General features: G+C 62.8%; 22 protein-coding genes and 1 tRNA gene. 17 read left to right on the forward strand and 6 right to left on the reverse strand.

The window, feature by feature from the left end; genetic code table 11:
* On the forward strand, positions 1-292 hold a 292-nt coding region (locus G4O04_04745; protein HEY57831.1), incomplete at its 5' end, for a sulfotransferase domain-containing protein.
* The gene (locus G4O04_04750) at positions 282-1,232 is read left to right on the forward strand and encodes a glycosyltransferase (protein ID HEY57832.1); all 951 of its coding nucleotides are present in this window, start codon (positions 282-284) and stop codon (positions 1,230-1,232) included. The genes G4O04_04745 and G4O04_04750, both read left to right, overlap by 11 nt.
* A gap of 277 nt (positions 1,233-1,509) precedes the next feature.
* On the opposite strand, the gene G4O04_04755 is transcribed toward G4O04_04750, so the two are convergent.
* From G4O04_04755 to G4O04_04765, 3 genes are read right to left on the reverse strand one after another with little or no spacing between them, the layout of a single operon-like run.
* Positions 1,510-2,085: a DDE-type integrase/transposase/recombinase gene (locus G4O04_04755; GenBank protein HEY57833.1), complete on the reverse strand. Its 576-nt coding sequence runs from the start codon at positions 2,083-2,085 to the stop codon at positions 1,510-1,512.
* A 34-nt stretch (positions 2,086-2,119) separates the two neighbouring features.
* A complete protein-coding gene (locus G4O04_04760) occupies positions 2,120-2,341 on the reverse strand; it encodes a hypothetical protein (protein ID HEY57834.1) in 222 nt (73 codons plus the stop codon).
* 20 nt (positions 2,342-2,361) lie between these two features.
* Positions 2,362-2,619: a transposase gene (locus G4O04_04765; GenBank protein HEY57835.1), complete on the reverse strand. Its 258-nt coding sequence runs from the start codon at positions 2,617-2,619 to the stop codon at positions 2,362-2,364.
* A gap of 121 nt (positions 2,620-2,740) precedes the next feature.
* Between G4O04_04765 and G4O04_04770 the strand changes: the two genes are divergently transcribed.
* The 10 genes from G4O04_04770 to G4O04_04815 all read left to right on the forward strand — a co-directional run bounded on the left by G4O04_04770 (position 2,741) and on the right by G4O04_04815 (position 15,439).
* Positions 2,741-3,433: an acylneuraminate cytidylyltransferase family protein gene (locus tag G4O04_04770; GenBank protein ID HEY57836.1), complete on the forward strand. Its 693-nt coding sequence runs from the start codon at positions 2,741-2,743 to the stop codon at positions 3,431-3,433.
* Positions 3,434-3,437: 4 nt separating this feature from the next.
* A complete protein-coding gene (locus tag G4O04_04775; protein HEY57837.1) occupies positions 3,438-4,415 on the forward strand; it encodes a phosphoglycerate dehydrogenase in 978 nt (325 codons plus the stop codon).
* 36 nt (positions 4,416-4,451) lie between these two features.
* Entirely contained in the window at positions 4,452-5,216 is a 765-nt protein-coding gene (locus G4O04_04780; protein HEY57838.1) for an SDR family oxidoreductase, read from the forward strand.
* A gap of 75 nt (positions 5,217-5,291) precedes the next feature.
* Positions 5,292-6,092, forward strand: coding sequence for a DUF115 domain-containing protein (locus G4O04_04785; protein ID HEY57839.1), 801 nt, complete (start codon positions 5,292-5,294; stop codon positions 6,090-6,092).
* A gap of 7 nt (positions 6,093-6,099) precedes the next feature.
* A complete protein-coding gene (locus G4O04_04790) occupies positions 6,100-7,593 on the forward strand; it encodes a glycosyltransferase family 39 protein (GenBank protein ID HEY57840.1) in 1,494 nt (497 codons plus the stop codon).
* The gene (locus tag G4O04_04795; GenBank protein ID HEY57841.1) at positions 7,578-9,083 is read left to right on the forward strand and encodes a hypothetical protein; all 1,506 of its coding nucleotides are present in this window, start codon (positions 7,578-7,580) and stop codon (positions 9,081-9,083) included. Before G4O04_04790 ends, G4O04_04795 begins: the two co-directional genes overlap by 16 nt.
* A 20-nt stretch (positions 9,084-9,103) precedes the next feature.
* Positions 9,104-10,120 (forward strand): glycosyltransferase, encoded by a 1,017-nt coding sequence (locus tag G4O04_04800; protein ID HEY57842.1) that lies wholly within the window; start codon positions 9,104-9,106, stop codon positions 10,118-10,120.
* Positions 10,121-10,364: 244 nt separating this feature from the next.
* Positions 10,365-13,907 carry an excinuclease ABC subunit UvrA gene (gene uvrA / locus G4O04_04805; GenBank protein HEY57843.1) on the forward strand — a complete coding sequence of 1,181 codons (3,543 nt, stop codon included), beginning with the start codon at positions 10,365-10,367 and terminating at the stop codon, positions 13,905-13,907.
* Complete coding sequence (locus G4O04_04810) at positions 13,900-14,475, forward strand: hypothetical protein (protein ID HEY57844.1); 576 nt, start codon at positions 13,900-13,902, stop codon at positions 14,473-14,475. The genes uvrA and G4O04_04810 overlap by 8 nt, the downstream gene beginning before the upstream one ends.
* A 112-nt stretch (positions 14,476-14,587) precedes the next feature.
* On the forward strand, positions 14,588-15,439 hold the full coding sequence (locus G4O04_04815) for a LysM peptidoglycan-binding domain-containing protein (protein ID HEY57845.1): 852 nt from the start codon (positions 14,588-14,590) through the stop codon (positions 15,437-15,439).
* A 71-nt stretch (positions 15,440-15,510) separates the two neighbouring features.
* Here G4O04_04815 and G4O04_04820 read toward each other — a convergent pair whose 3' ends face one another.
* Positions 15,511-17,202 carry a ribonuclease J gene (locus tag G4O04_04820; GenBank protein ID HEY57846.1) on the reverse strand — a complete coding sequence of 564 codons (1,692 nt, stop codon included), beginning with the start codon at positions 17,200-17,202 and terminating at the stop codon, positions 15,511-15,513.
* A gap of 313 nt (positions 17,203-17,515) precedes the next feature.
* On the opposite strand from G4O04_04820, the gene G4O04_04825 reads away from it, so the two are divergent.
* Positions 17,516-18,214 carry an SDR family oxidoreductase gene (locus tag G4O04_04825; protein HEY57847.1) on the forward strand — a complete coding sequence of 233 codons (699 nt, stop codon included), beginning with the start codon at positions 17,516-17,518 and terminating at the stop codon, positions 18,212-18,214.
* A 44-nt stretch (positions 18,215-18,258) separates the two neighbouring features.
* On the opposite strand, the gene G4O04_04830 is transcribed toward G4O04_04825, so the two are convergent.
* Positions 18,259-18,912, reverse strand: coding sequence for a DedA family protein (locus G4O04_04830; GenBank protein ID HEY57848.1), 654 nt, complete (start codon positions 18,910-18,912; stop codon positions 18,259-18,261).
* 103 nt (positions 18,913-19,015) lie between these two features.
* Between G4O04_04830 and G4O04_04835 the strand changes: the two genes are divergently transcribed.
* Positions 19,016-19,088, forward strand: a tRNA-Arg gene (locus G4O04_04835).
* A 124-nt stretch (positions 19,089-19,212) separates the two neighbouring features.
* On the opposite strand, the gene G4O04_04840 is transcribed toward G4O04_04835, so the two are convergent.
* Complete coding sequence (locus tag G4O04_04840) at positions 19,213-20,481, reverse strand: cysteine desulfurase-like protein (protein ID HEY57849.1); 1,269 nt, start codon at positions 20,479-20,481, stop codon at positions 19,213-19,215.
* 107 nt (positions 20,482-20,588) lie between these two features.
* On the opposite strand from G4O04_04840, the gene G4O04_04845 reads away from it, so the two are divergent.
* From G4O04_04845 to G4O04_04855, 3 genes are all read left to right on the forward strand, one after another.
* On the forward strand, positions 20,589-21,005 hold the full coding sequence (locus tag G4O04_04845; GenBank protein ID HEY57850.1) for a universal stress protein: 417 nt from the start codon (positions 20,589-20,591) through the stop codon (positions 21,003-21,005).
* 36 nt (positions 21,006-21,041) lie between these two features.
* The gene (gene amrS / locus G4O04_04850; protein ID HEY57851.1) at positions 21,042-22,154 is read left to right on the forward strand and encodes an AmmeMemoRadiSam system radical SAM enzyme; all 1,113 of its coding nucleotides are present in this window, start codon (positions 21,042-21,044) and stop codon (positions 22,152-22,154) included.
* Positions 22,155-22,263: 109 nt separating this feature from the next.
* Positions 22,264-23,361, forward strand: a 1,098-nt coding sequence (locus tag G4O04_04855; GenBank protein ID HEY57852.1) for a hypothetical protein, incomplete at its 3' end; no start/stop codon positions are given.

The following is a 23,361-nucleotide window of genomic DNA, read 5'->3' on the forward strand; positions in this document are numbered from 1 at the left end:
CCCTGAAGTATTTGTTGTTCGCTTTGAGGATCTTATTTTAAACCGTCGTGAAACTTTGGGGCGAATTCTAGACTTCATACAACAGCGTGGCGCATGGCGCCTTACCCTGGCTCAAGAACAGGCTTTAGATGCCCTGGAGGCCGCCATTCAACCGCATCGCTCAGGCACTTTTCGCAAAGGCCAACCGGGCGAGTGGCGGGAGTGGTTTGACGAAGACCTCAAACGCCTTTTCAAAGAACGCACGGGTGATTTGCTCATCCGTTTAGGCTACGAGCGTGACCATGACTGGTAAACCGTTATGCTCCATCGTCATCCGTGCATACAACGAAGAGCGTCACATCGGACGGTTGCTGGAAGGCCTCATGCAACAGACGCTCCGCGAGCGGTGTGAAATCATCTTGGTGGATTCCGGATCTACCGATGCCACCGTGGCCATAGCCAGGCGTTACCCGGTGCGGGTGGTGCACATTCGGCCGGAGGAGTTTACCTTTGGGCGTTCGCTTAACCTGGGCATTCGTCACGCCCGCGGCGAGTTTGTGGTCATCGCCAGCGCGCATGTGTATCCGGTGTATCCTGACTGGCTCGAGCGTCTGCTGGAACCCTTTGCCGACCCTCAGGTGGCGTTGACCTACGGCAAGCAGCGCGGCGACCACCGCACCAGGTTCTCCGAACGTCAGATTTTCGCCAAATGGTTCCCCGAGCGATCCAACTGGCGGCAGACACATCCTTTCTGTAACAACGCCAACGCTGCCATCCGACGGGCCTTGTGGGAGCAGCATTCCTACGACGAAACCCTGACCGGATTGGAGGACTTGGCCTGGGCCAAGTGGGCCATCGAACAGGGGTATGTGTTGGCGTATGTCGCCGAGGCCGAAATTGTGCACGTCCATGAAGAATCGCCGCGCAAGGTGTTCAATCGCTATCGTCGTGAGGCCATGGCCTTCAAACGCATCTATCCCGAGGCTCGTTTCACCGGCTGGGATTTCGTGCGGTTGCTGAGTACCAACCTCGCCAGCGACCTGTATCACGCAGCGCACCAGGGGATGCTCTGGGCTAACCTGACCGGCATCTTTTGGTTTCGTTTCATGCAGTTTTGGGGCACCTACCGCGGATATCGCGAGGCCGGCAGTCCGTTGACCGAACAGTTGCGCGAGACTTTTTACTACCCCCGTGGTTTTCGCGCCGACCCGCCACCGCCACGGGATGTGGAACCGATTCGGTATAATGAGTGAGTGTCATGTGCCAGGTGCCGTGTATGTCTTGTCCTGAAATAGGTTGATACTATTGAGGTGCCATATGCCAGGGCGAGGGGCCAGGCGAAAGCGGAAACTACGGAGTAGAAACCTTAACATACGTTGCTCACTTTCTCGGCTTGCAAGTCCACACCTCCTTGACTTGTACTTCTGGGGCCGCAACCTGGCCGGTATACATGGCCCAAGGTGCCGCCATGTCCAAAGCGCCATGCGGCCGCTCATGGTTGTACAAGGGCAGCCCTTCCGCCACGGCTTGTCACGCCACCACCAAGTCGGCCCAAGGCCCTTCCAGGCCATATTCTTGCTTCAGAATGCCCAACAGCCGCTCGGCAAAGGCCTTCTCGTAAGCGTTGCCCACGGCACCCATGCTGGCCTGGATGCCCACTTGAGCCAGCCGGGCTTGGTAAGCCCGCGAAGTGTACTGCACCCCGTGGTCGGTGTGGTGGATCAGCCCGACAACTTTACCCTTCCCGGCTATGCTCAACGCCTGCTCCAAGGCGTACTCGGCTTGCAGGCCAGGCGCCAAGGCCCAACCCACGACGGCCCGGCTGAACAAGTCTATGAGCACAACCAGGTGGGCAAACCGCCCGCCCTCCAGCCGCAGGTAGGTGATGTCGCCAACCCATGCCTGGTTGGGGGCCGTCACCGTGTGCCCGGCGATCCGGTTAGGGTAGCGATAGAGCCCGCTCCAGGTGGTGCGCTGAGGGTTGGCTTGCGAGGAGACCAGCAATCCGGCCCGTCGCAAGAGGGCGAAGAAGCGGTCACGGCCGATGGACAAGCCTTCCTGGGCCAGCATGGGGCGCAAGAGATGCAGCAGTTTCCGGCCGCCCATCCGAGGGACCGGGCGCGCACCTGACGCACCAGGCTCAGGATACGAGTTTCCTGCTCGGCTGGAGCCCGTTCCCGCGCCAAGGCCGGTAGTAGGCCTGAGGGGTGAAGCCCAAAGCGTGGGCGAGGGCTGCCACGGTTACGGCTCCTTGGGCCTGGGCGCAGGCGTGGGCGAGGATGGCCCTTTTTTCGGCCAACTCGTGGCCGTAGGTCGCTTGGTACAGGGCCAGGGTGCCTTGAAGTAAGGCCTTTTCCAGCACGGCATCGGCCAGGGCCTTTTTCAGTTGAGCGATGTGCTCTGCTCGGCCTCTTCAGGGGTCTGAATGTGCATGACCCCATGCCGCAGCCCCTGGGTGCCGTACCGCTGCACCCACTGGCGCAAGGTGCGTAGGTTGCCGATCCCATACTTGCGCTGCAGGGCCGAGAGGCTGGCCCCGGCTTTGCACTCCGGCCACCACCTGGCGCTTGAAGGCCAGGCTATAGCGTTTGTAGACTGGTTTCTTAGCCATGAGTACCCGTCCTTTCGTGCGGAATGCACACCTTAAAAAATTCGGGCGTCGTCGTTGGTGGCATTTGGCCCTTCTTTCGTGTCAACCTATTTTAGGACGGGTCAGTATTTGGGAGTTGAGTGTGAGGTCGGATTCTGAGGGAGGGAGTCGATGACGCCACCACGCGTTGTCGCTTTGGTTCCAATGCGGCACCATTCGGAGCGGGTACCCGGCAAAAATTATCGACCTCTGGCTGGCAAGCCGCTTTTCCATTGGATTTTGGAGACCTTGCTGGCCGTCCCGACTATCGCTGAGGTCGTGGTGGATACCGATAGCCCGCTGATCACCCAGGGGGTGCGGGAATATTTCCCCAGGGTCCGGGTTTTGGAGCGGCCGGAGCACCTGCGGGATGGGCACATCCCCATGAACGAGGTGCTGCTCCACGATGTCCGGCAGGTGCCCGGGGATTTCTATCTGCAAACCCACAGCACGAACCCTTTGCTCCGCGCCGAGACCGTGGAGCGGGCCATCCGTACTTTCCTCGCCCACTATCCGGCTTATGATTCGCTCTTTTCGGTGACGCGCATCCAGACCCGCTTGTGGGATCAACTGGCGCGGCCCATCAACCACAACCCCGCCATTTTGCTGCGCACCCAGGACCTGCCGCCGGTGTACGAGGAGAACTCTTGTCTTTACATCTTCAGCCGAGACCTGTTGGAGCGGCGGCGCAACCGCATCGGTGAGCGCCCCTATTTGTTTGAGATCCCCGCTGAAGAGGCCCTGGACATCGACGAAGAAATTGACTTCCTCATGGCCGATTTTCTGGCCCGTCGGCGTCTTACCCAACCGGACCCCGAGGAGTGATGCCGTGCCCACGATTTTGCTCACCGCCCCGTACATGATCCCTTTCCTTGACCGTTTTCGCCCGGTGTTCGCGCACTACGGCCTGGAGGTCATCGTCCCCGAGGTACACGAGCGCATGGAGGAAGAGGATTTGCTGCGCTACACCGGGCAGTTCGACGGGACGATTTGCGGCGATGACCGTTATACCGCCCGGGTGCTGGAGGCCTGCGCTCCCCGCTTGAAGGTGATCGCCAAGTGGGGCACCGGTATCGACAGCATCGACAAGGCTGCGGCCGAGCGCCTGGGCATCCGCGTGTACCGTACGCCCAACGCCTTTACCTTGCCCGTGGCCGACACGGTGATGGGCTACATTTTGGCTTTCGCTCGCAACATCCCGTGGATGGACCGGGCAATGAAGGCGGGCCGTTGGGAGAAAATCCAGGGCCGCTCCCTGAGCGAGTGCACGCTGGGGGTGATCGGCGTGGGCGATATCGGCAAGGCCGTGTTGCGCCGCGCCAGGGCGTTTGGTATGCGTTTGCTGGGCAACGATATCGTCGAGGTGGACCATGTTTTCCTGGCCGAGGTCGGCGTGGAAATGGTGCCGCTGGAGCGTTTGCTGGCCGAGGCGGATTTCATCAGTCTGAACTGCGATTTGAACCCCACCAGTTACCACCTCATCAACCGCGAGACCCTGCGCCTGGTCAAACCCGGCGCGGTGCTCATCAACACCGCTCGGGGGCCGGTGGTGGACGAGGCGGCCCTGGTGGAGGCATTGCAGGAGGGGCGATTGGGCGGCGCGGCGCTCGATGTGTTTGAGGTGGAGCCTTTGCCCAAGGACAGTCCGCTGCTCCGTATGAACAACGTGCTCCTCGCGCCGCACAACGCCAACAGCAGCCCGGCGGCCTGGGAGCGGGTGCATTGGAACACCTTGCGGAATTTGCTGCGAGGTCTTGGTTTGCCCATAGATGACTTGGCGGAATTGCGTCAAGCGTATGGTCGGTGAATCGAGCATATGATGAGAGGAGAACGTGAGGCAGATATGCGCACGGTGTTGATAACCGGTGCCTCAGGCGGCATTGGCCGCGCCGTGGTGGCCATCTTTACTACCCACGGCTGGCGCGTTATCGGTTGGGATAAAGCCCCCTCTGAGGCAGGGTTCCCCACCCAAGGGCTGTTTCAACAAGTGGATCTGGCGGACCCCCAGGCGATAGAGGCCGCTTTTGAGCAGGTGCGCGCTTTCACGGACCGGCTGCACGCGGTGGTGAACAACGCGGCGTTGCAACTGACCAAGCCGTTGCTGGAGACCACCATCGCCGAGTGGGACGTGGTGCAGGCGGTGAACCTGCGGGCGGCGTTCTGGGTCAGTCGTTTGGCGCACCCGCTGCTCAAGGCAGCGGCCGAGGCTGGCGAAGGCGCGGCGGTGGTGCATGTGGCCTCGGTGCATGCGGTGGCCACCTCGGCCAACATTGGGGCTTACGCGGCCAGCAAGGGCGGCCTGCTGGCGCTGACTCGGGCCATGGCCATCGAGTGGGCGCCCGATGGTATTCGGGTCAATGCGGTGTTGCCCGGCGCAGTGGACACGCCCATGCTGCGGGCCGGGCTGAGCCGTGGCCACCTGAGCGCCGCCGATGTGGAAGCCCAACTGGCCGAACTGGCCCGTCGCACGGTCAACGGACGGGTGGGCCGCCCCGAAGAGATCGCCCGTGCCATCTATTTTCTGGCCGACGAGACGCAGTCTTCGTTCATGACGGGCCAGCCTTTGGTGGTGGACGGGGGCGCCACAGCGCGCCTGAGCACGGAGTGACAGGCGCATGGCGTTCCTGATCGCGCCGTGACCTGCCCGAGTTGCCCTGCCATCCGCAAACAACGAAAGAGACCCATGCCCGACTGGAAACACTTCATCCCTCAACCCCTTCACCCTCTGGCCCGGCACCTGGTGTGGACGGCCCAATGGTTGCCTGAATGGCCCACAGCGGCTTTCCACCCCTGGCGTCGGGAGAGTAAACGCCGGCTGGCCGCTTTGCGCAACGCGCATCGTGGGAGGCGTTGCTTCGTCATCGGCAACGGCCCCAGCCTGCGGCGTACCGATGTGAGCAAACTGCGCGATGAAATCACTTTTGGCCTCAACCGCATTTATCTGGCTTTCCCGGAGTGGGGCTTTCGCACCACTTACCTGGTCTCGGTGAACGATTTGGTCATCGAACAGTGTGCGCAGGAGTTCCGCGATTTGGCCATGCCCAAGTTCCTGACCTGGCGGGCGCGCCGTTGGGTGCCCCTGGATGAGCACACCACCTTTCTCTTCACCACTTACATGGGGCCCAAGTTTGCCCGTGACGCCCGTGGCCGTCTGTGGGAAGGTGCCACCGTGACTTATGTGGCGTTGCAACTGGCCTACCACATGGGGTGCGACCCCGTGATTCTCATTGGGGTGGATCACAACTTTACCACCAAGGGAGAACCCAACAAGACCGTGGTTTCGGAAGGTGACGACCCGAACCATTTCCACCCCGGCTATTTCGGCAAAGGGTTCCGTTGGCAATTGCCCGACCTGGAGACTTCGGAGATGGCCTATCGCCTGGTGCGGCGAGCCTTTGAGGCCGATGGCCGCCGTGTGCTGGACGCCACCATTGGGGGCAAACTGACCGTGTTCCCCAAGGTGGACTACGACAGCCTGTTCTGAGGCAAAGATGAAATCGAAACATTGGCTGGCCCTGACGATCCTGCTGGTTGCCGTAGGGGTGGGCATTCGCTTCTATCGGCTCACGCAACCTCCGCTGGATTTCCATCCGACGCGCCAGTACCGGAGCCTGTTGCTGGCCCGCACCCTGTATCTTCGCTGGCGTCCGGGGCCGATTTCCCCCGAAGAAGTGGCCCAACGCGCGGCCGGGTTCCGAGTGGCGCTTCATGAACCTGTTCTGTTCGAAACCCTGGTGGCCCGCACATATCTCCTGCTCCATGGCGAGTGTCCCTGGGTGGCGCGACTGTACGACCTGGCTTTTTGGCTTTTTGGTGCGCTGGGGCTGTGGATGCTGGCGCGGCGTTTGGGCGGCCCGGCAGGAGCCGCCGTGGCCGTGGGCTATTGGATGCTGCTGCCGCTGGCCATCGCGGCCAGCCGGTCCTTCCAGCCCGACCCGCTGATGGTCAGCCTCTTGCCCTGGGTGGCTTATGGCTGGTTCCGTTGGGTCGAAGATGGACATGCCCGTTGGCTGATTTGGGCCGGTTTGGCCGGGTTGCTGGCCGGGATTGTCAAGGTCCATGCCGTTTTCTTCTTTGGCGGGATGGCCCTGGGGGCAGCATGGGGCCGTCGGGGGTGGAAGTTTTGGCGTGAGGTCCGGTGGTGGGGCGTTGTGGTGGGGATATTGCTCTTGGTGGCCGGCATTTACCTCAAAATCCGGCCTGGGCAGTGGGTTTCGTTTTATGTGTCCACCTGGACGCTCCGGATGGCCCGCTATTGGCTGACCCCGTTGCCGTACGGCGGTTGGCTGGATATGATCGTCCGCAACCTGGGCGGTGGCCTGACCTTGGCTGCGGCCGTGGGGGGCTTGCGCAGCGAGCGTCCGGCTCAAGGGTTTCTGTCTGGTTGGTTGTTGGGCTACTTGGCCTACGGTTTCCTCGTTCCCGTGCAGATTGCCACCCACTCCTACTACCACCTGCCCATGGTGCCCTGGGTGGCCCTGGGGTTGGCCTTGACCGTGCGGCTGTTGACCCCCTGGGTGCGTTCCTGGCCGCGTGGAGCACAGGCTGTAGGGGCCGTGTTGATGCTGCTGGCCGCAGTCTATCCGGTGGGCATCACCTATTGGGAGATGCGCAGCCATGATTACCGTGCCCAGGCCGCCATGTACGCAGAGATCGGCCGGCGATTGCCGCCGAGGGAAAAGGTGGTTGCCTTGACCGAGGCTTATGGCTGGCCGTTGCTTTATCACGGCGGCGTGCCCTCGGTGCGGTGGCCCTCTCAAGATCAAAAACGCTTGTTCGACAAGCAGGGCCAGTTTGCCGCATTGTTCCGCTCCCTGGTGAAGGCGCAGGACGCGGCCTTTTTCGTGGTCACTGATTGGGAGGAGTTAGGCCGTCAGGGGAATTTGCGGCGATATCTCCGGCAATGCTATCCGGTTTGGGTAGAAACGGCCACCTATGTCATTTTTGATTTGCGTAAGGAGAACGCCCAATGCGCCGTGCCGTAAAACCGTTCTGGATCCTGATAGCCCTCCTGACCCTGGGGACGGGTATCCGCCTGTATGACTTTACCGATCCGCCCCTGGATTTTCACCCCACCCGCCAGTTGATGGGCGCCATTCAGGCGCGGGCGCTCTATTACCATTGGGCTTCGGACATTCCCCCTGACAAGGTGGCGCTGGCCGATCGAGCCGCAGCGCGGGTGGGCGAATACGAACCCCCTGTCGTGCCAGGATTGGCGGCGCTGACCTACCTGGCGCTGGGGAGAGAGCAGGTGTGGGTGGTGCGCCTTTACAATGCCCTTTTCTGGCTGGCAAGCGCGCTGGCCGTGTATGGCTTGGCCCGCCGCATGGCGGGCGAAGTCGGGGCCTTGATGGGCATGGCTTACTTTCTCTTCTTGCCTTTTGCGGTGAAGGCCAGCCGCAGTTTTCAGCCCGATCCCTTGATGAGCGCGCTGATCGCTCTGACGGCTTTCGCAGCCTATCGCTGGGTCGAGGCCGAACGGCCCCGGTGGCGACAGGCCTTGACCGTGGGGGTACTGGGTGGATTGGCGGTGCTGGTCAAGGCGTTTGCCGTTTACGAAGCGGCAGGCCTGCTGGCCGCCCTGGTGCTGTGGCGTTGGCGGTGGCGGTTCTGGCGGCAGGGGCAGGTGTGGCTGGCCGCGTTTTTCGTCTTGGCCCCGGTGGGAGTGTATCTCGTCTTGCGGGGTGAATCCCAGGCTCAGCGCTATTTCGAGCAATGGACCCTCTCGTTGAGTTATTTGTGGTTCAAGCCCACTTTCTACCTGCATTGGGGCTATACTCTGCACAAACTGTTTGGCCTGCCTTTTGTGCTTCTGGCTTTGTCGGCTTTGGTCTTTGCAACGCCCAAAGGACGGGCCTTGCTGCTGGGGTGGGGAGCCGGATATGTGGTCTTTGGCTTTAGCGTGCCTTACCTGATTTACTCGCACAACTACTATAGCCTGAGCGCCACGCCTTTGGTGGCGGTGGCCATGGCTTTGCCTCTGCAACGTTTGTGGGAAGCCATGCGCAACTTCTCCTGGGGACGCTGGGCTCTGATTGTGGGTGGTGTGCTTTTGAGTGGCTTCTGGCTTTTGACGACTTATCGCGATCTGCGTGATGCCGATTACCGTCATGAGCCGGCCTACTGGGCTGCGCTGGCTGCTCAACTGCCCACCGACGGCCCGCTGATTGCCTTGACGCAGGATTACGGCTATCGCCTGGCCTACTATGGCCCCTTCGTTATCGACGCCCTTTGGCCTCCGCGGGGGGAGTTCGCCCTTCGGCAAATGCGCGGGCGGAAGGTGGACATGCTGGTCGAGTTTCAGCGCCGCACCGAGGGCATGGATTACTTTTTGGTGACGGCTATGGGACAGTGGGAGCATCAGCCGACCCTGCGTGAATTGTTGGAGGAGCATTATCCTCTGATCGCTCAGGGTGATGGCTATTTGCTCTTCGACTTGCGGCATCCGAAAATTCCCCTGTCTCCTCAACCCTGATTTGGCGCGGTGCCTCCACTATGACGCGTTTGCCTCTTGTCTCCATCGTCACGCCCTCCTATAACCAGGCTTCTTTCCTGGAGCGTACCCTCCGCTCGGTGTTGAGTCAGGATTACCCGCACATCGAGTACATCGTGGTGGATGGGGGCTCGACCGATGGCAGCGTGGCGGTGATCGAACGCTATGCGCACCGTCTGGCCTGGTGGGTGAGCGAACCCGATCAGGGGCAGGCCGAGGCCATCAACAAAGGTTTTGCCCGCGCTCAGGGGGAGATTTTCGCCTGGGTGAACTCCGACGACTTGCTGGCCCCCTGGACCGTGGCGGAGGCAGTGGCCGCCTTTCAGAGGCATCCAGAAGCCGGACTGGTCTTCGGCCATGGGGTCTCCATAGACGCTCAGGGCCGCCCCTTTCACCTGCTGCGCACTGGCCCGTGGGGTTTGGCCGAGTTGATGACCTTCCACATGCTCAACCAGCCGGCGGTGTTCCTCCGTCGCGCCGCGTGGGAGGCCGTGGGCGGGTTGGACCTGGGCTACCATTACTTGTTGGACCATCACCTCTGGCTGCGCATGGCGGCTCAGGCTCCCACGGCCCATGTGGACCGTATCTGGGCCTTTGCCCGCTACCACGCCGCTGCCAAGAACGCTGCCCAGGCGTCCGGTTTCGCCGCCGAGGCGTTGCGCCTGGCCCACTGGATGAGCACCGAACCTGCGCTGGCCTCGACCTACGCTCGCTTGCGGCGTCGAGTGTGGGCCGCAGCCTACCGCTTCGCCGGGCGTTACCTGGTGGACGGCGGGCACTACCTCGCCGCCCTGGGCGCCTATCTGCGGGCCCTGGCCTACCATCCGCCCACCGCCGCCAAGGAGGCCCATCGCATGGCCTTCGCCCTGGCAGGCCTATTCGGTCTGGGGGGGGCTTTGCGCCGGGTCTACTATCGCCGTGCCTGGGGAGGCATTCCCCCCGAAGTCGTCGCTTTGGGGGTCACCAACGCCGATGCGTGGGTCATGGGGGAGACGCAGCCGCCTTCCGAACCAAGATGAGAATCCTTCTCAAGTAGAAGTGGTATAATCCCTCACTTGCAGGAGGCAACGTTGGGCCAGAGGCGTGCTGCGTGTCTCGTGCCTCGCCGGGGCCGTCCCTTGCCTCCACCTTCCATCCTCCTACCCCGATGCCTCGCCATCGAACCAACTGACAGCGGAACACCTGACACCGAGACACCAACCACTGAGCCTCTGAACAGCCGGGCATTCGGGCAACTGAAAAACGGAGCATCCCTGAGAGACTATGGTTCCCAAAGTGATTCGCGTCGTGGGCGCGCGCGTCCACAACCTGAAGAACCTCACCGTGGAAATCCCTCGCGACAAACTGGTGGTCATCACCGGCTTGTCGGGGTCGGGGAAATCCTCTTTGGCCTTCGACACTATCTTTGCCGAGGGCCAGCGGCGCTATGTGGAGTCCCTCTCCGCCTACGCCCGTCAGTTCCTCGGCCAGATGGAAAAGCCCGATGTGGACAGCATCGAGGGCCTCTCCCCGGCCGTGGCCATTGACCAGAAGGGCGTTTCGCATAACCCTCGCTCCACCGTGGGCACCGTCACCGAGATTTACGACTACCTGCGCCTGCTCTTCGCCCGCGCCGGGACGCCCCACTGCCCCGTCTGTGGCCGCGAAGTGGTGCGCCAGTCGGCCCAGGAGATCGTGGACGCCCTGTTGGCGCTGCCTGAGGGCATGCGCCTTATCCTGCTGGCGCCGCTGGTGCGCGGACGCAAGGGCACCCACCAGGCCGTGCTGGACGAGATTCGCAAGGCTGGGTTTACCCGCGCTCGCGTGGATGGCCGCATTGTCGTGCTCGACGAGGAAGAAGTCTCTCTGGAGCGCTACAAGCGGCACGATATCGAGGCCGTGGTGGACCGCCTGATCATCCGCCATTTTGAGGATCCCCAAGAGGCCGATGACTTCCGCACCCGCCTGACCGACTCCGTTGAAACGGCCCTGAAATTTGGCGATGGCTACCTCATCGCCCATCTCCTGCCCCGCCGGAACCCTGGGGGAGAGGCCGCGCCCGAGGGTGCGGCTTCGCCCCAGGAAACTCCCCGCGACCTCTTCTTTTCCGAGCATCTGGCCTGCCCCGAGCACGGCGTCAGCCTGCCCGAACTGGAACCGCGCACGTTTTCCTTCAACACGCCTCACGGCGCGTGCCCCGAATGCCAGGGCCTGGGATTCAAACTGGAAATCGACCCCGACCTGCTCATCCCCGACAAGAGTCGTTCCATAGCCGATGGGGCCATCGTGGCCCTGGAATGGAGTGCTCCGCCGGAGCGCCGGGGGTACACCTGGCAGGTGCTCCAGGCTGTGGCCGAGGCCTACGGCATCGATTTGCACAAGCCGGTCAGGGAATTGCCTGAGGAGCACCTGGACATCATCCTCTACGGCACTCGAGGCCGCCCGGTGCCCGTGACCTACCGCAGCCGACGGCGTAACATGCAGGCCCGTTTCACCACGACCTTCGAGGGCGTGGTGAACAGCCTGATGCGCCGCTATCAAGAGACCCAATCGGACTATGTGCATCGCAAAATCGGCGAGTTCCTGACGCAACGCACCTGCCCGGTGTGTCACGGCACGCGCCTGCGGCCCGAGGCCCTGGCCGTGACCGTGGCGGGGGTGAACATCGCCGAGGTCGTCTCCTGGCCGGTGAGCCGGACGCTGCAGTGGGTGCGTTCGTTGCGGGGGAATCCCCCCCTTAGCAAGGGAGAGAAGGGGGAGAACCTCACCCCACCCGCTACCCCCCTCCCATCCCTTACTAAGGGGGGGGAGGAGGAAGCCCCGAGCGAAAGCGAGGGGCGGGGGAGGGGAGAAAGCGACCTCCAACGCCTTGCCCGCGAGCGAGGACTGGTGACCACAGGCTTCCATTTGCCCTACAACCCTCGTTTGGTGGAACGCGCCCGGGAGTTACGAGCCTACATGACCCCCGCCGAACAAAAGTTGTGGGCCTTTTTGCGCAAATTGCCTTACCGGGTGTTGCGTCAGCGCCCGATTGACCATTACATTGTGGACTTCTACATCCCGCACGCGCGGTTGGTGATTGAGGTAGATGGCGAGCAGCACTGTACGGAAGAAGGAAAGGCCTACGATGCGGAGCGCGACGCCGTGTTAGAAGGATACGGTCTGCGCGTGTTTCGTGTGCCCAACGCCGAGGTGCTCGGGCACTTTGGAGAAGTTGCGGCGCAAATCGAGCGCCTGGTGGCGGATCTCACCCCACCCCCTTTCCCCCTCCCCTCCCTTATCAAGGGAGGGGAGGGGGAAAGCCCGCCGGAGGCGGGCCGGGGGAGGGGAGAGATCCTCACCCCCCGCCAGCGGGCCATTGCCGGGCGCATCCTGCGCGAGTTGGAGGCCCGCCTGGGCTTCCTGGTGGATGTGGGCCTGGATTACCTCACCCTCGACCGGGCGGCGAACACTCTCTCGGGCGGCGAAGCCCAGCGCATCCGGCTGGCAACGCAGGTGGGCTCGCGCCTGACCGGCGTGCTCTATGTGCTCGACGAGCCCTCCATCGGCCTGCACCCCCGCGATACGGCCCGTTTGTTGCGCACCCTCAAGGGCCTGCGTGACTTGGGCAACACGGTCCTGGTGGTGGAGCACGACCCCGAGACCATCCTGGAAGCGGATTGGGTCATCGACTTGGGGCCGGGGGCTGGCGAGCATGGGGGGCAGATGGTCGCCCAGGGTCCGGTGGAGGAGATTTTGCGGCATCCTACCTCCATCACCGGAGCCTACCTGTCGGGCCGCAAGCAGGTTCCCCTGCCCGAAAACCGTCGTCAGGGCAACGGACGCTGGCTGACCATTGTCGGCGCCCGCGAGAACAACCTGAAGAACATCACCGTGCGCCTCCCTCTGGGAATGCTGGTGCTGGTCGCCGGGGTCTCGGGGTCTGGCAAGTCCAGCCTGGTGGTGGAGGTGCTCTACAAAGCCCTGGCCCGCCATCTGATGGGCGCGCGCCTGCAACCGGGGAAGCACGAGCGGATTGAAGGGTTGGAGCACATCGACAAGGTGATCAACATCGACCAATCCCCCATCGGCCGCACGCCGCGTTCTAACCCCGCCACCTACACCGGCGTGTGGGACCCCATTCGCAAGTTGTTCGCCACCCTGCCCGAAAGCCAGATCCGCGGTTATAAGCCGGGGCGATTCTCGTTCAATGTGCGCGGCGGGCGCTGCGAGGCCTGCCAGGGTCAGGGCGTGTTGCGCATCGAGATGCAGTTTTTGCCCGATGTGTATGTGCGTTGTGATGTGTGCCACGGCGCCCGCTTCAACCGCGAGACCTTGCAGGTGCGCTTCAAGGAGCTGAACATCGCCGAGGTGCTTGACCTCACGGTGGATCAGGCCATGGAGGTGTTTGCCGCGTTCCCAGCCATCAAGCGCAAGTTGCAAACTTTGCACGATGTGGGGCTGGGGTACATCCGCTTGGGCCAGCCTGCCCCCACCCTGTCGGGCGGGGAGGCCCAGCGGGTCAAACTCGCCCGAGAATTGTCCAGGATGCCCAAGGGCCACACCCTTTATGTGCTCGACGAGCCCACCGTGGGGCTTCATGCTGCCGATGTCCACCAGTTGATCGAGGTGCTCCAGCGGCTGGTGGATGCAGGGAACACCGTGGTGGTCATCGAGCACAACCTGGACCTCATCAAGGTGGCCGATTGGATCATCGATTTGGGGCCGGAAGGTGGCGATCAGGGGGGGCAAATCGTGGCTGAAGGGCCGCCGGAGGCGATTTGTGCGGTGCCGTCCTCGCACACCGGGCGCTTTTTGCGCCGTTACATCCGGATGAACCATGAGTGAGGAGAACTGGCAGCGCGCCCTGGAACGGGCCACCGCGTACCGCGCGGCCGGGGAACTATGGCGGGCGCGGGAGGTGCTTCAGGGCGCCGTGGCCTTTGCGTATCATCCCGATTTGTATCGCGCGTACGGGGAGGTGCTTTTCCACCTGGGTGATCGTTACGCCGCGGGGTTGTATCTTTTCCTGGCCGGAGTGACACCCCAGGAGGGGCCTTACGGCGCTGCGGTGCGCTTGTTTGAAAAGCGACATCATCGTACCGCTGCGGCGGTGCTGGCGGGGTTGCTCCCCCGGGCGTTTCGTCGCACAGCACCGTCTGAGTGGCCTGTCTCCACGCGGGAGGCCTTGCTGGCCAGATGTTGTGAAGCGCCTGGAACCTCTTGCCCTGACCCCGAGGCGGCCTTGCGTCGGGCCGGGTTGTGGTCGCCGCCGCACCCGCGAAATGAACCGGCTGCGCACTCCAAGCGGCGTTTGTTCGAATGGGGATGTGTCGCTTTGCTGGTGTATCTGTTCCTGGCGGCGTTGCTGGGCACCGGGGTGTTGTGTTATGGGGTGTGGCACTGGGTGCGGTGAGACTGTGCCGAATGGGGGGACGGAGCCCCACGCCAGGGGCGTCCTTCAGCAGGGTGCGCCGTTTTAGGGTAGAATACGAATGTCGGTATTTTTCGACGGGAAGGATGGAGAGATGACCAAGAAAAAGAAAGGCAAGCAACCCAAAGCGACGCCTGAGCCCCAGGCGACCCCTAAGCCGGAGGCTGAGGAGAGCGCAGCGGCGTCGGCGGAGCCGGTTTCAGAAGTGGATCAGACCATTCAACAGTTCCGCAAGCGTCAGCAGTGGCTGCCGTTGTTCCTGGGCGGTCTGGCGGTGGTGTTCGTCGTGGCTGGGGTGGCCATTGTCCTGGCCTACACCCTGGAGGGGCAGGGGCGTTTGGTGCTGTTCCCCACGGACACGCCGACCCCTTCGCCCACGGCGCCGCCTACGGCCACCTTTACCGTGACGCCGACGCCCACCGTGACCCCCACGCCCACGGCCACCTTTACCGTGACCCCCACGCCCACGCCCAGTGAGCCGTTCGAGTACACCATCCAGGAAGGCGACACGCTTTCCGACATTGCCGACCGCTTCAACGCCGATCTGGTGACTTTGATGCTGCTCAACGGGCTGAACAACGCCAGTCAGATTTATGTGGGCCAGGTGATTCTGGTGCCCCCGCCGGGCATGAAGCCGCCCACGCCCACCCCCTTGCCCACCTATTTGCCGCGCGGGTTCGAGATCGACTATTTCGTGCTCCCCGGCGATACCTTGGAGGGCATCGCGGCGCGCTTCAATTCCACCGTGGACGCCATCGTCCAGGCCAACGAGTTGGATGGTCCCACGGCGGTGATCTTTGTGGGCCAGATCCTCAAGGTGCCCGTCAATCTGGTCACGCCCGTGCCCACGGCGACCCTCAGCCCGAAAAATCTCACCGCCACGGCTCAGGCGACCTTGGTGTCGCCCACTGAAACGCCTCGCCCCACGGCGACCCCTACGCCTTAGCCTCCGGCGAGCGAAAGCGACAAAAAAGCGCGGCCTGTTCCTGGCCGCGCTTTTTGATGCGCTGCAAAGGGTTACGATGCCCAGGTGGGCACTTTCCCGGCCTTTTCGGGGGCGGCGGCAGGCTCGATTTCGCTCACGCTGACGAAAATCTGAGGCCGCCGTTTGGTTTCGTTGTAGAGGTAAGAACGCAGCATTTGCTGGACATCGCGCTGGAGGTTGCCCGAAGAGGTGTTCACCGCCTTGACCACGCGCTTGCGGATGGCCGCCAGCAGGTCCTGCGCCCCTTCGGTGTACACGAACCCGCGGGTGATGATCTCCGGTGCGTCCAGCAGGCGACCGGTGAGGCGATCCACGGTGAGGTTGACCAGCACGAAACCGTCCCGCGCCAAGGCCTCCCGCTCCCGCACCACCTTCATACTCACCTCGCCCACCGAAGAGCCGTCCACGAACACCCAGCCTCCGGGGACCCGCTCGCCCAGGCTCATCTGGCCGTTTTGGAATTCGACGACCTGCCCGTTCTCGATGATGACGATGTGGTCTTCGGGGATGCCCAGTTCGCGGCCCATGGCGGCGTGTTGGTGCAGGTGGCGCAATTCGCCGTGCACGGGCAGCAGATACTTGGGCCGCACCAGGTGAATCATTAATTTCATTTCTTCCTGGCTGGCGTGGCCGGAGACATGCACCGGCACGATGGGGTCATAGATGACCTTGGCCCCCCGGCGGAAGAGGCGGTTGATGGTGCGGTACACATTTTCTTCATTGCCCGGGATGGGGTGGGCCGAAAGCACCACCGTATCCCCGGGCTTCAGGTCGAAGGCCCGGTTGGTGCCCATGGACAGCCGTCCCATAATCGAGGAAGGCTCTCCCTGAGAGCCGGTGCACATCAGGAGCACCTGCTCGTCGGGCAACTTCAGCGCCTGGTCCAGGGGCAGAATCATGGCTTCGGGGATATCCAGATAGCCCAGTTTGCGGGCGATTTTGACATTTTCCACCATGCTGGTCCCCACAAAGGTGATCTTGCGCCCGTGTTCCAGGGCCACATCGGCCACTTGCTGGACGCGGGAGATTTGCGAGGCGAAAGTGGCGACCAGAATGCGCCCTTTGGCCTCGCGGAACACCTGCTCGAAGGCAGGTTTGATGACCTGCTCGGAAGGCGTCCAGCCGGCTTTGTCGGCGTTGGTGGAATCGGCCAACAGGGCCAGGACGCCCCGCTGACCGAACTCGGCGAGTTTCGCGTAGTCGGTGGGCCAGCCGTCCACCGGCGTGTGGTCGAATTTGTAGTCCCCGGTCTGCACGATGAGCCCTTCGGGCGTGGTGATGCCCAACCCCACCGCGTCGGGGATGGAGTGGCAGACATGGAAGAACTCCACCTTGAAGGGGCCGATCTGCACGGCTTCCCCGGCCCGTACCGTATGCAGGCTGACCTTGTCTTTCAACCCGCCCCGGCTGAGTTTGTTCTCCAAGAGCCCCATGGTCAGGGGCGTGGCGTAGATGGGGGCCTGGATTTGGGAGACCACATGATGAATGGCCCCGGTGTGGTCTTCGTGGCCGTGGGTGATGACAATGCCGCGTACCTTGTGGCGTTTGTCCAGCAGGTATTGGAAATCGGGAATGATGTAGTCGATCCCCAGCATATCGTTGGTGGGGAACATGATCCCGGTGTCCACAATCAGGATGTCATCGCCGTATTCGTAAACCGTCATGTTCTTGCCGATTTCACCGGCTCCCCCTAAGGGGATGATGCGTAACTTCTTTTTGCTCATATACTGACCTCTCGTGAAAGATGATGTTTCGATACGAAGCCTGGGCTTCGTGGCGTTTCAAACAAGAAAAGACCAAAGGCACAAGGCGAGCGGCCCCTGGCCTGCGGAGGGTAAACCATGAAGGGTAAGCCGTCCAAGGTGAACATACACCGGCCCGGCGGATTGCCAAGCCCGTCGCCCCCATCCGCGGGGGTTATTGTAGCACGCTCCAGGGAATTTGTAAAGTCAAGTTTACCAAATTGACAACCCGCCGACCGTCCCGCTATAATGACCCTGTCTTTCCGCAAGCGATTCCGCACCTGGAGGTGATCCCATGCGCTATGTCTTTCTCACCGGAGCCAATCGCGGGTTGGGATTGGAGTTCGCCCGGCAGTTGCTCGAACGGGGCGATTGGGTGTTTGCCACCTGTCGTCACCCTGAGCGGGCCGAGGCCTTACGCGCGTTGCAGCAGCGATTCCCCCAGCGGTTGCACGTGGCCGCGTTAGATGTCAGCGACGAACAGGCCATTGCCCGGGCGGCGACCGAAGTGGCCGCCCAGACAGAGCGATTGGATGTGCTGATCAACAACGCGGGGGTGCTCTATCGGGATGAGCATCTGGGCAACTTGCGCCAGTCTCAATTGATGCACGCTTTTGCCGTCAACGCTGTGGGGCCTTTGCTGCTTACCCAGGCCCTGCTGCCTTTGCTGCAGAAGGGCCAGCGGCCCGTGGTGTTCAATCTTTCCACGCAAATGGGCTCGCTGACCCGCAAGACCTATGGCGGGTATTACAGTTACTCGGCCAGCAAAGCGGCGTTGAATATGTTTGGTCGCGCGCTGGCCGCCGATTTGCGCTCTGATGGGGTGATTGTGGTGTTGGTGCATCCGGGATGGGTGCGCACCGACATGGGCGGAGCTCAGGCCACGCTGGATCCCCCCACTTCGGTTGCGGGCATGTTGGCCCTGTTGGAGAGGCTCAAACCGGAGGATTCAGGCCGTTTCTTGACCTGGGAAGGGAAGGAACACCCGTGGTAAGGCCTTGCAAAAAGCGGGGTGTCACGGCGACGCCCCGCTTGTGGTCAATCGGCCGGTGTGGTCTCAGGCGCTCGCCGTCCCTTGAGGTACTCGGTGACCATGGGCAGCACCGAAACCACAATGATGCCCAGCACGACAAAGGTGAAGTTCTCCTTGACCACGGGAATGTTGCCGAAAAAGTAGCCCGCGCCCAGGAAAAGGCTGGTCCATAACGCCCCGCCGAAGATGTTGTAGAAGATGAAGCGCGAGTAGGTCATGGCGCCCACACCGGCCACGAAGGGCGCAAAGGTGCGCACGATGGGCACAAAGCGTCCCAGCACCACGGCCTTGCCGCCGTGCTTTTCGTAAAAAGCGTGGGTGCGCTCCAGGTGCGCTTTTTTGATGAAACGGATTTTGCCGGCGTGAACCTGTTCTCTGAGGAGGTGACCGATCCAGTAGTTGACCGTGTCGCCCAAAATGGCTGCCAGGGCCAGGAGCAGGAGCAACCAGGCCAGGTTGAGGTAGCCCAGAGCGGCGAAGGCCCCCGAGGCGAAAAGCAGGGAGTCCCCAGGGAGGAAGGGGGTGACCACAAAGCCCGTTTCCAGAAAGATGACCCCGAACAGGAGGACATACGTCCAGGGGCCAAAGGTGTCCAAAATGGTGCCCAGATGGGTGTCCAGGTGCAGGAAAAGATCGAGAAGATAGGAAAGAATGTTCATGGGGAAGTTCCTTACCAGGGTGGGTGGATTCAGGCGGGCGCATTATAACAGAAAAACGCCGCGTTCTTGTGACGAGCGGGGCTCAATGCTATAATTCCCATGCGCCCCCGTAGCTCAGAGGATAGAGCAGCCGCCTCCTAAGCGGTAGGTCGCGGGTTCAATTCCCGCCGGGGGCTTGCATTTTTGGGATGAATCGTGTATAATCTGCGGTGCAGACGCCCTGGGTGCCCCCCTCACTCAGGGTGTCTGCATTTTAACCGAACAGAGAAAGGGCCGCTGTACTCACGGCGGCCCTCTGTTTTATCCCTGGTCTCCCGCGCGGGCAAGGCGTTGCAGCACCTCGCCCAGGCGGTAGACTTCCTCCAAGGTGTTGTAGTGCACGGCGCCGACGCGCAGCAGGCCGCCTTTTTCTTCCACCCCCAGGCGCTGGGTGACGGCCAGGGCGTAGAAGTTGCCGTCCCAGGTGTAAATTCTGGCGCGGTCCAGCGCCTCGGCCAGGCGTTGGGGATGCCAGCCTTCCAGGGTAAACGAGAAAGTGGGCACCCGTTGTGTCAACTGGTCGAGGCTACGGGGGCCGTAAAGGTGCAACCCAGGCACCTGGGCGAAGATTTCCAGCAGGGCGCGGCTAAGTTTCTGCTCGTACGCCTGGATGACCGCCATACCTAAGCGGAGATGGCGTTGAGGCTCGGGCAGGTGGGCGAAGCGTTCCGGATGTTCGCTGCCGAAGGTCTGGCCAACCCAGGCCAGGTATTCCAGCGCACCCAGGGCCCCGGCGATGCCTTCGTGGTTTTGGGTGCCCGTCTCCCACTTGCCGGGAGGGGCCTCAGGCGCTGGGCGCACTTTGTAGGCGGGCAACTCGGCTAGTAAATCGTAGCGCCCGTACAGCACGCCCAGGTGCGGGCCGAAAAACTTGTAGGTCGAGCAGACGAGGAAGTCGCACCCCAGCGTCTGGACGTCTATCGTCCCGTGGGGGGCGTATTGCACGGCGTCCACGAAGGTCAGGGCTCCCACCGCTTTGGCCATGGACACCATCTCGCGCACCGGGTTGACGGTGCCCAAAGCGTTGGAGGCGTAACCGAAGGCCACCAGGCGCGGTTTCTGTTCCAGGGCGCGGGCATAACTTTTGAGGTCCAGGAGGCCGGTTTCGGGGTCAAAGTCCACCCAGAGCACCTCCGCACCCCGGTCGCGGGCAACCAGCAACCAGGGGCTGATGTTGGCGTCGTGGTCCAGGCGGGTGACCACGATACGATCGCCGGGGGCGATGCCGTGGGCTAGGGAGCGGCTGAGGTGCAAGGTAAGGGTGGTCATGTTGGGGCCGAAAACGATTTCCTCGGGCCGGGCGGCGTTGAGGAAGGCGGCCATGGCGGCCCGCGCTTCGTCCAGCACGGCGTCGGATTCCCGGCTGGTGGCGAAGGCGCCGCCATGGTTGGCGTTGTGCCGTGTGTAGTATGCCGTCATGCGCTTCAGCACCTGTTGGGGGACCTGCGTGCCGCCGGGGGCGTCGAAAAAGATGGCCGGTCGCTCCAGGGCGGGGAACTGCTCCCGGACGATGTGAGGGGACAGGGTCATGTCATACCTCCAATGGGACTTTACAAAGGGTCAACTTTCCGCTACCCTGATTATAGGATAGCCATTAACCATCGCCTTTTAAGCTTCGACGGGAAAGGAGGCACAGGATGTTCCGCTACATTGTGTTGGGTGTAGATGGTTCGCCGCCCTCGTTGCGGGCTTCGGAGGTCGCCGGGCGCTTGGCCCGCGAGCAGGGGGCGCGTCTGTGCGTGGTGGTGGCCTTTCAACCCGTGCCGGATATTCTCGGCAAGCCTTACTGGGAGGATATGCTCAGTGAGCACATGGCCCACGCTCAGGAGGTGTTGGAAAAGGCGTTGGCGCATGTGGGGGAGGTGGAGCATTTGGAGACCGAAGTGCTGCAGGGGCCGGCCGCCGATGCGATCCTCACCCTGACGCGGGAGCGTGAGGCGGATTTGATCGTCATGGGCCGCAGGGGGATCGGGGGGTTGACTTCGCTGCTGCTGGGGAGTCAGGCGGCCAAAGTGGTGGCTCATGCGCTGTGTCCGGTGTTGTTGGTGCCTTGAAGGTCTATGCGAATCCCTCGTTCTGGGGAGGTCGAGATGCCCACCCTGGCGGATGTCCTCGATGCGTTGACCAAAGAGGGATGGCTGTATGAATCCCTGGAAGAAGGCAAGGTGCGCTGTGTGGCCTGTGGTCATCGTTGTGTGATCAAGCCCGGTCGTCGCGGTATCTGTCAGGTGCGTTTCAACCGCGAAGGCACCTTGTTCGTCCCCTGGGGCTATGTGGCCGGGCTGCAGGTGGACCCCATCGAGAAGAAGCCCTTCTACCATGTGCTCCCTGGCAACGATGCCCTGAGTTTCGGGATGCTGGGCTGCGATTTCCACTGCGACTACTGCCAGAACTGGTTTACCTCCCAGGCCCTGCGCGAGCCGGCCTCCGAGAGCGCCTGGCAGACCATCCGTCGGGTGACGCCGGAGCAGTTGGTGGCCATGGCGGTGCGCGCGGGTGCGCCGGTCATCGCCTCTACATACAACGAGCCGCTCATCACCACCGAGTGGGCCATCGACATCTTTCGCCTGGCCAAGGATCAAGGACTGCGGTGTGTGTATGTGTCCAACGGCAACGCCACCCCAGAGGTGCTCGATGCGCTGCAGTCTTACCTGACGGCGATGAAGATCGACCTCAAGACCATGCAGGACAAGCAATACCGTCGCCTGGGCGGGGTTTTGCAGCATGTGTTGGACACGATTCGGATGGTGCATCAACGCGGCATTTGGGTCGAGGTGGTGACGCTGGTGGTGCCGGGGTTCAACGACAGCCGCGCTGAGTTGATGGATATGGCGCGCTACATCGCTTCCGTTTCTCCCGATATTCCCTGGCATGTGACCGCGTTCCATCCGGATTACAAAATGGACACCACGCCGCCCACCCCGGTGGAAAAACTCATCGAGGCGGCCGAAATCGGTTATGAAGCGGGCCTGCGCTATGTATATGCCGGGAATGTGCCCGGACGGGTGGGTGAGTATGAACACACATACTGCCCCCACTGCAAGCGGGTGGTGATCCGGCGCACTGGGTTCATCGTGCAGGAGTATCACCTGACGCCGGAGGGCACCTGCCCCCACTGCGGCACGCCCATCGCCGGGGTCTGGCCTCAGGACCCCTCGCAGGTGCGCACCCATGGTCCAGGCTTCCCCCGCGTGGTTTGGTGATCGGAAAACCCGGCCAAGTTGGCATCGGACTTGCAAACCTGCTCCATCTGGGTTGAGGTTTCCCCTGTATAATAACTGCACCCCTTTCTGTTGAGGTGGCCTGCGACTCATGTGGCATTTACTCCTCTACACTTTGCATCGCCGCGCGGGTACGGATGCCGGGCCGTTGTCTGGGCTTTGGGTGGGCCGCGCGCCCAAGAACGCCCTTCGCCTGCGTCGTCAGGAAACTTTGCTGCTTTACCTGGTGCAGCATGGTAACGCCCTCTTGCCGCCTGAACAGGTGGACAAACTGCTGGCGGGGCTGGCCGCACGCTATTTTCGCGAGGGAGGGGCGACCACCAGCGCCTTGCAAACCGCCGTGCGGGAGGTCAACGCCCGCTTGGTGCGCCGCAACCAGCGGATGGCCGCCGAAAACCGCCTCACGGTGCTCTGGCTGGCCATGGCGGTGTGGCGGGCTCAACGGGTGTTGTTGGGGTTGGCCGGGCCGTTACATGGCTATTTCGTCGGGCAGCAAGTGATCCATGTGCACGACCCGGTGCTGGCCGGTTCGGGCCTGGGCACGCAGCGGGTGCCGCGCCTCCATTTCGCCACGGCGGAAGCTGTGCCCAACGGCCTGCTCCTCCTTTCCCCGGAGCCGCTGGTGGAGCAACCCGAGGCGCTGCGCTTTTCCCCGGCCCGCCGCCCCGACCCGCTGCTGCGCCGCCTGCTGGCCGACCCGCGCCCCGATTTGACCGCTGTGGTGGCCCAGATGCGCCCGGGGGAGGGGGAGAACCGCATTCGCCCGGTGCGCGCCCGCTGGTTGATGGGGGCCCAACCATCCCAGGCCGTCCCTCCGCCGCCGGAGACCCCCGATGCGGCGGCTCCCACAGAGCAAACCGGCTCCCAGGCCACCGCTCCCCTCTCTCCGGAAGAGCCCACCCCTGAGGAAATCGCCCTTCCCGTGTCGGAGAAGGGGACCCCAGCGCCATCCCCGGCTCTCCCTTCCGCGCAGGCCGTGGAGAATGGGGATGGAGAAGGTGAGCCTTCCTGCGCAAAACAAGAGCCCCAGCGTTTGGCCTCACCCGAACCCGGCCCGCGTCCGGCAGCCGCCGAGCCATCCTCCCCGGCGCCTGCCTTCACGCCGCCTACCGCGGGCCGGGGTCCTGAGCGGCCCGCAAGGCAGCCCTTGGGCCAGGCGGCTGCCCCAAGGCAGCCCGCGCCTCCGTCG

The organism is Anaerolineae bacterium (assembly GCA_011176535.1).
Classification (GTDB): domain Bacteria; phylum Chloroflexota; class Anaerolineae; order Anaerolineales; family DRMV01; genus DUEP01.

Coding starts and splice junctions, on each gene's coding strand:
- G4O04_04830 (HEY57848.1), bottom strand. CDS start 18,912: ATGAACATTCTTTCCTATCTTCTCGATCTTTTCCTGCACCTGGACACC.
- G4O04_04810 (HEY57844.1), top strand. CDS start 13,900: ATGAGTGAGGAGAACTGGCAGCGCGCCCTGGAACGGGCCACCGCGTAC.
- uvrA (HEY57843.1), top strand. CDS start 10,365: ATGGTTCCCAAAGTGATTCGCGTCGTGGGCGCGCGCGTCCACAACCTG.
- G4O04_04820 (HEY57846.1), bottom strand. CDS start 17,202: ATGAGCAAAAAGAAGTTACGCATCATCCCCTTAGGGGGAGCCGGTGAA.
- G4O04_04770 (HEY57836.1), top strand. CDS start 2,741: ATGACGCCACCACGCGTTGTCGCTTTGGTTCCAATGCGGCACCATTCG.
- G4O04_04815 (HEY57845.1), top strand. CDS start 14,588: ATGACCAAGAAAAAGAAAGGCAAGCAACCCAAAGCGACGCCTGAGCCC.
- G4O04_04750 (HEY57832.1), top strand. CDS start 282: ATGACTGGTAAACCGTTATGCTCCATCGTCATCCGTGCATACAACGAA.
- G4O04_04845 (HEY57850.1), top strand. CDS start 20,589: ATGTTCCGCTACATTGTGTTGGGTGTAGATGGTTCGCCGCCCTCGTTG.
- G4O04_04790 (HEY57840.1), top strand. CDS start 6,100: ATGAAATCGAAACATTGGCTGGCCCTGACGATCCTGCTGGTTGCCGTA.
- G4O04_04800 (HEY57842.1), top strand. CDS start 9,104: ATGACGCGTTTGCCTCTTGTCTCCATCGTCACGCCCTCCTATAACCAG.
- amrS (HEY57851.1), top strand. CDS start 21,042: ATGCCCACCCTGGCGGATGTCCTCGATGCGTTGACCAAAGAGGGATGG.
- G4O04_04785 (HEY57839.1), top strand. CDS start 5,292: ATGCCCGACTGGAAACACTTCATCCCTCAACCCCTTCACCCTCTGGCC.
- G4O04_04840 (HEY57849.1), bottom strand. CDS start 20,481: ATGACCCTGTCCCCTCACATCGTCCGGGAGCAGTTCCCCGCCCTGGAG.
- G4O04_04795 (HEY57841.1), top strand. CDS start 7,578: ATGCGCCGTGCCGTAAAACCGTTCTGGATCCTGATAGCCCTCCTGACC.
- G4O04_04780 (HEY57838.1), top strand. CDS start 4,452: ATGCGCACGGTGTTGATAACCGGTGCCTCAGGCGGCATTGGCCGCGCC.
- G4O04_04755 (HEY57833.1), bottom strand. CDS start 2,085: ATGGGCGGCCGGAAACTGCTGCATCTCTTGCGCCCCATGCTGGCCCAG.
- G4O04_04825 (HEY57847.1), top strand. CDS start 17,516: ATGCGCTATGTCTTTCTCACCGGAGCCAATCGCGGGTTGGGATTGGAG.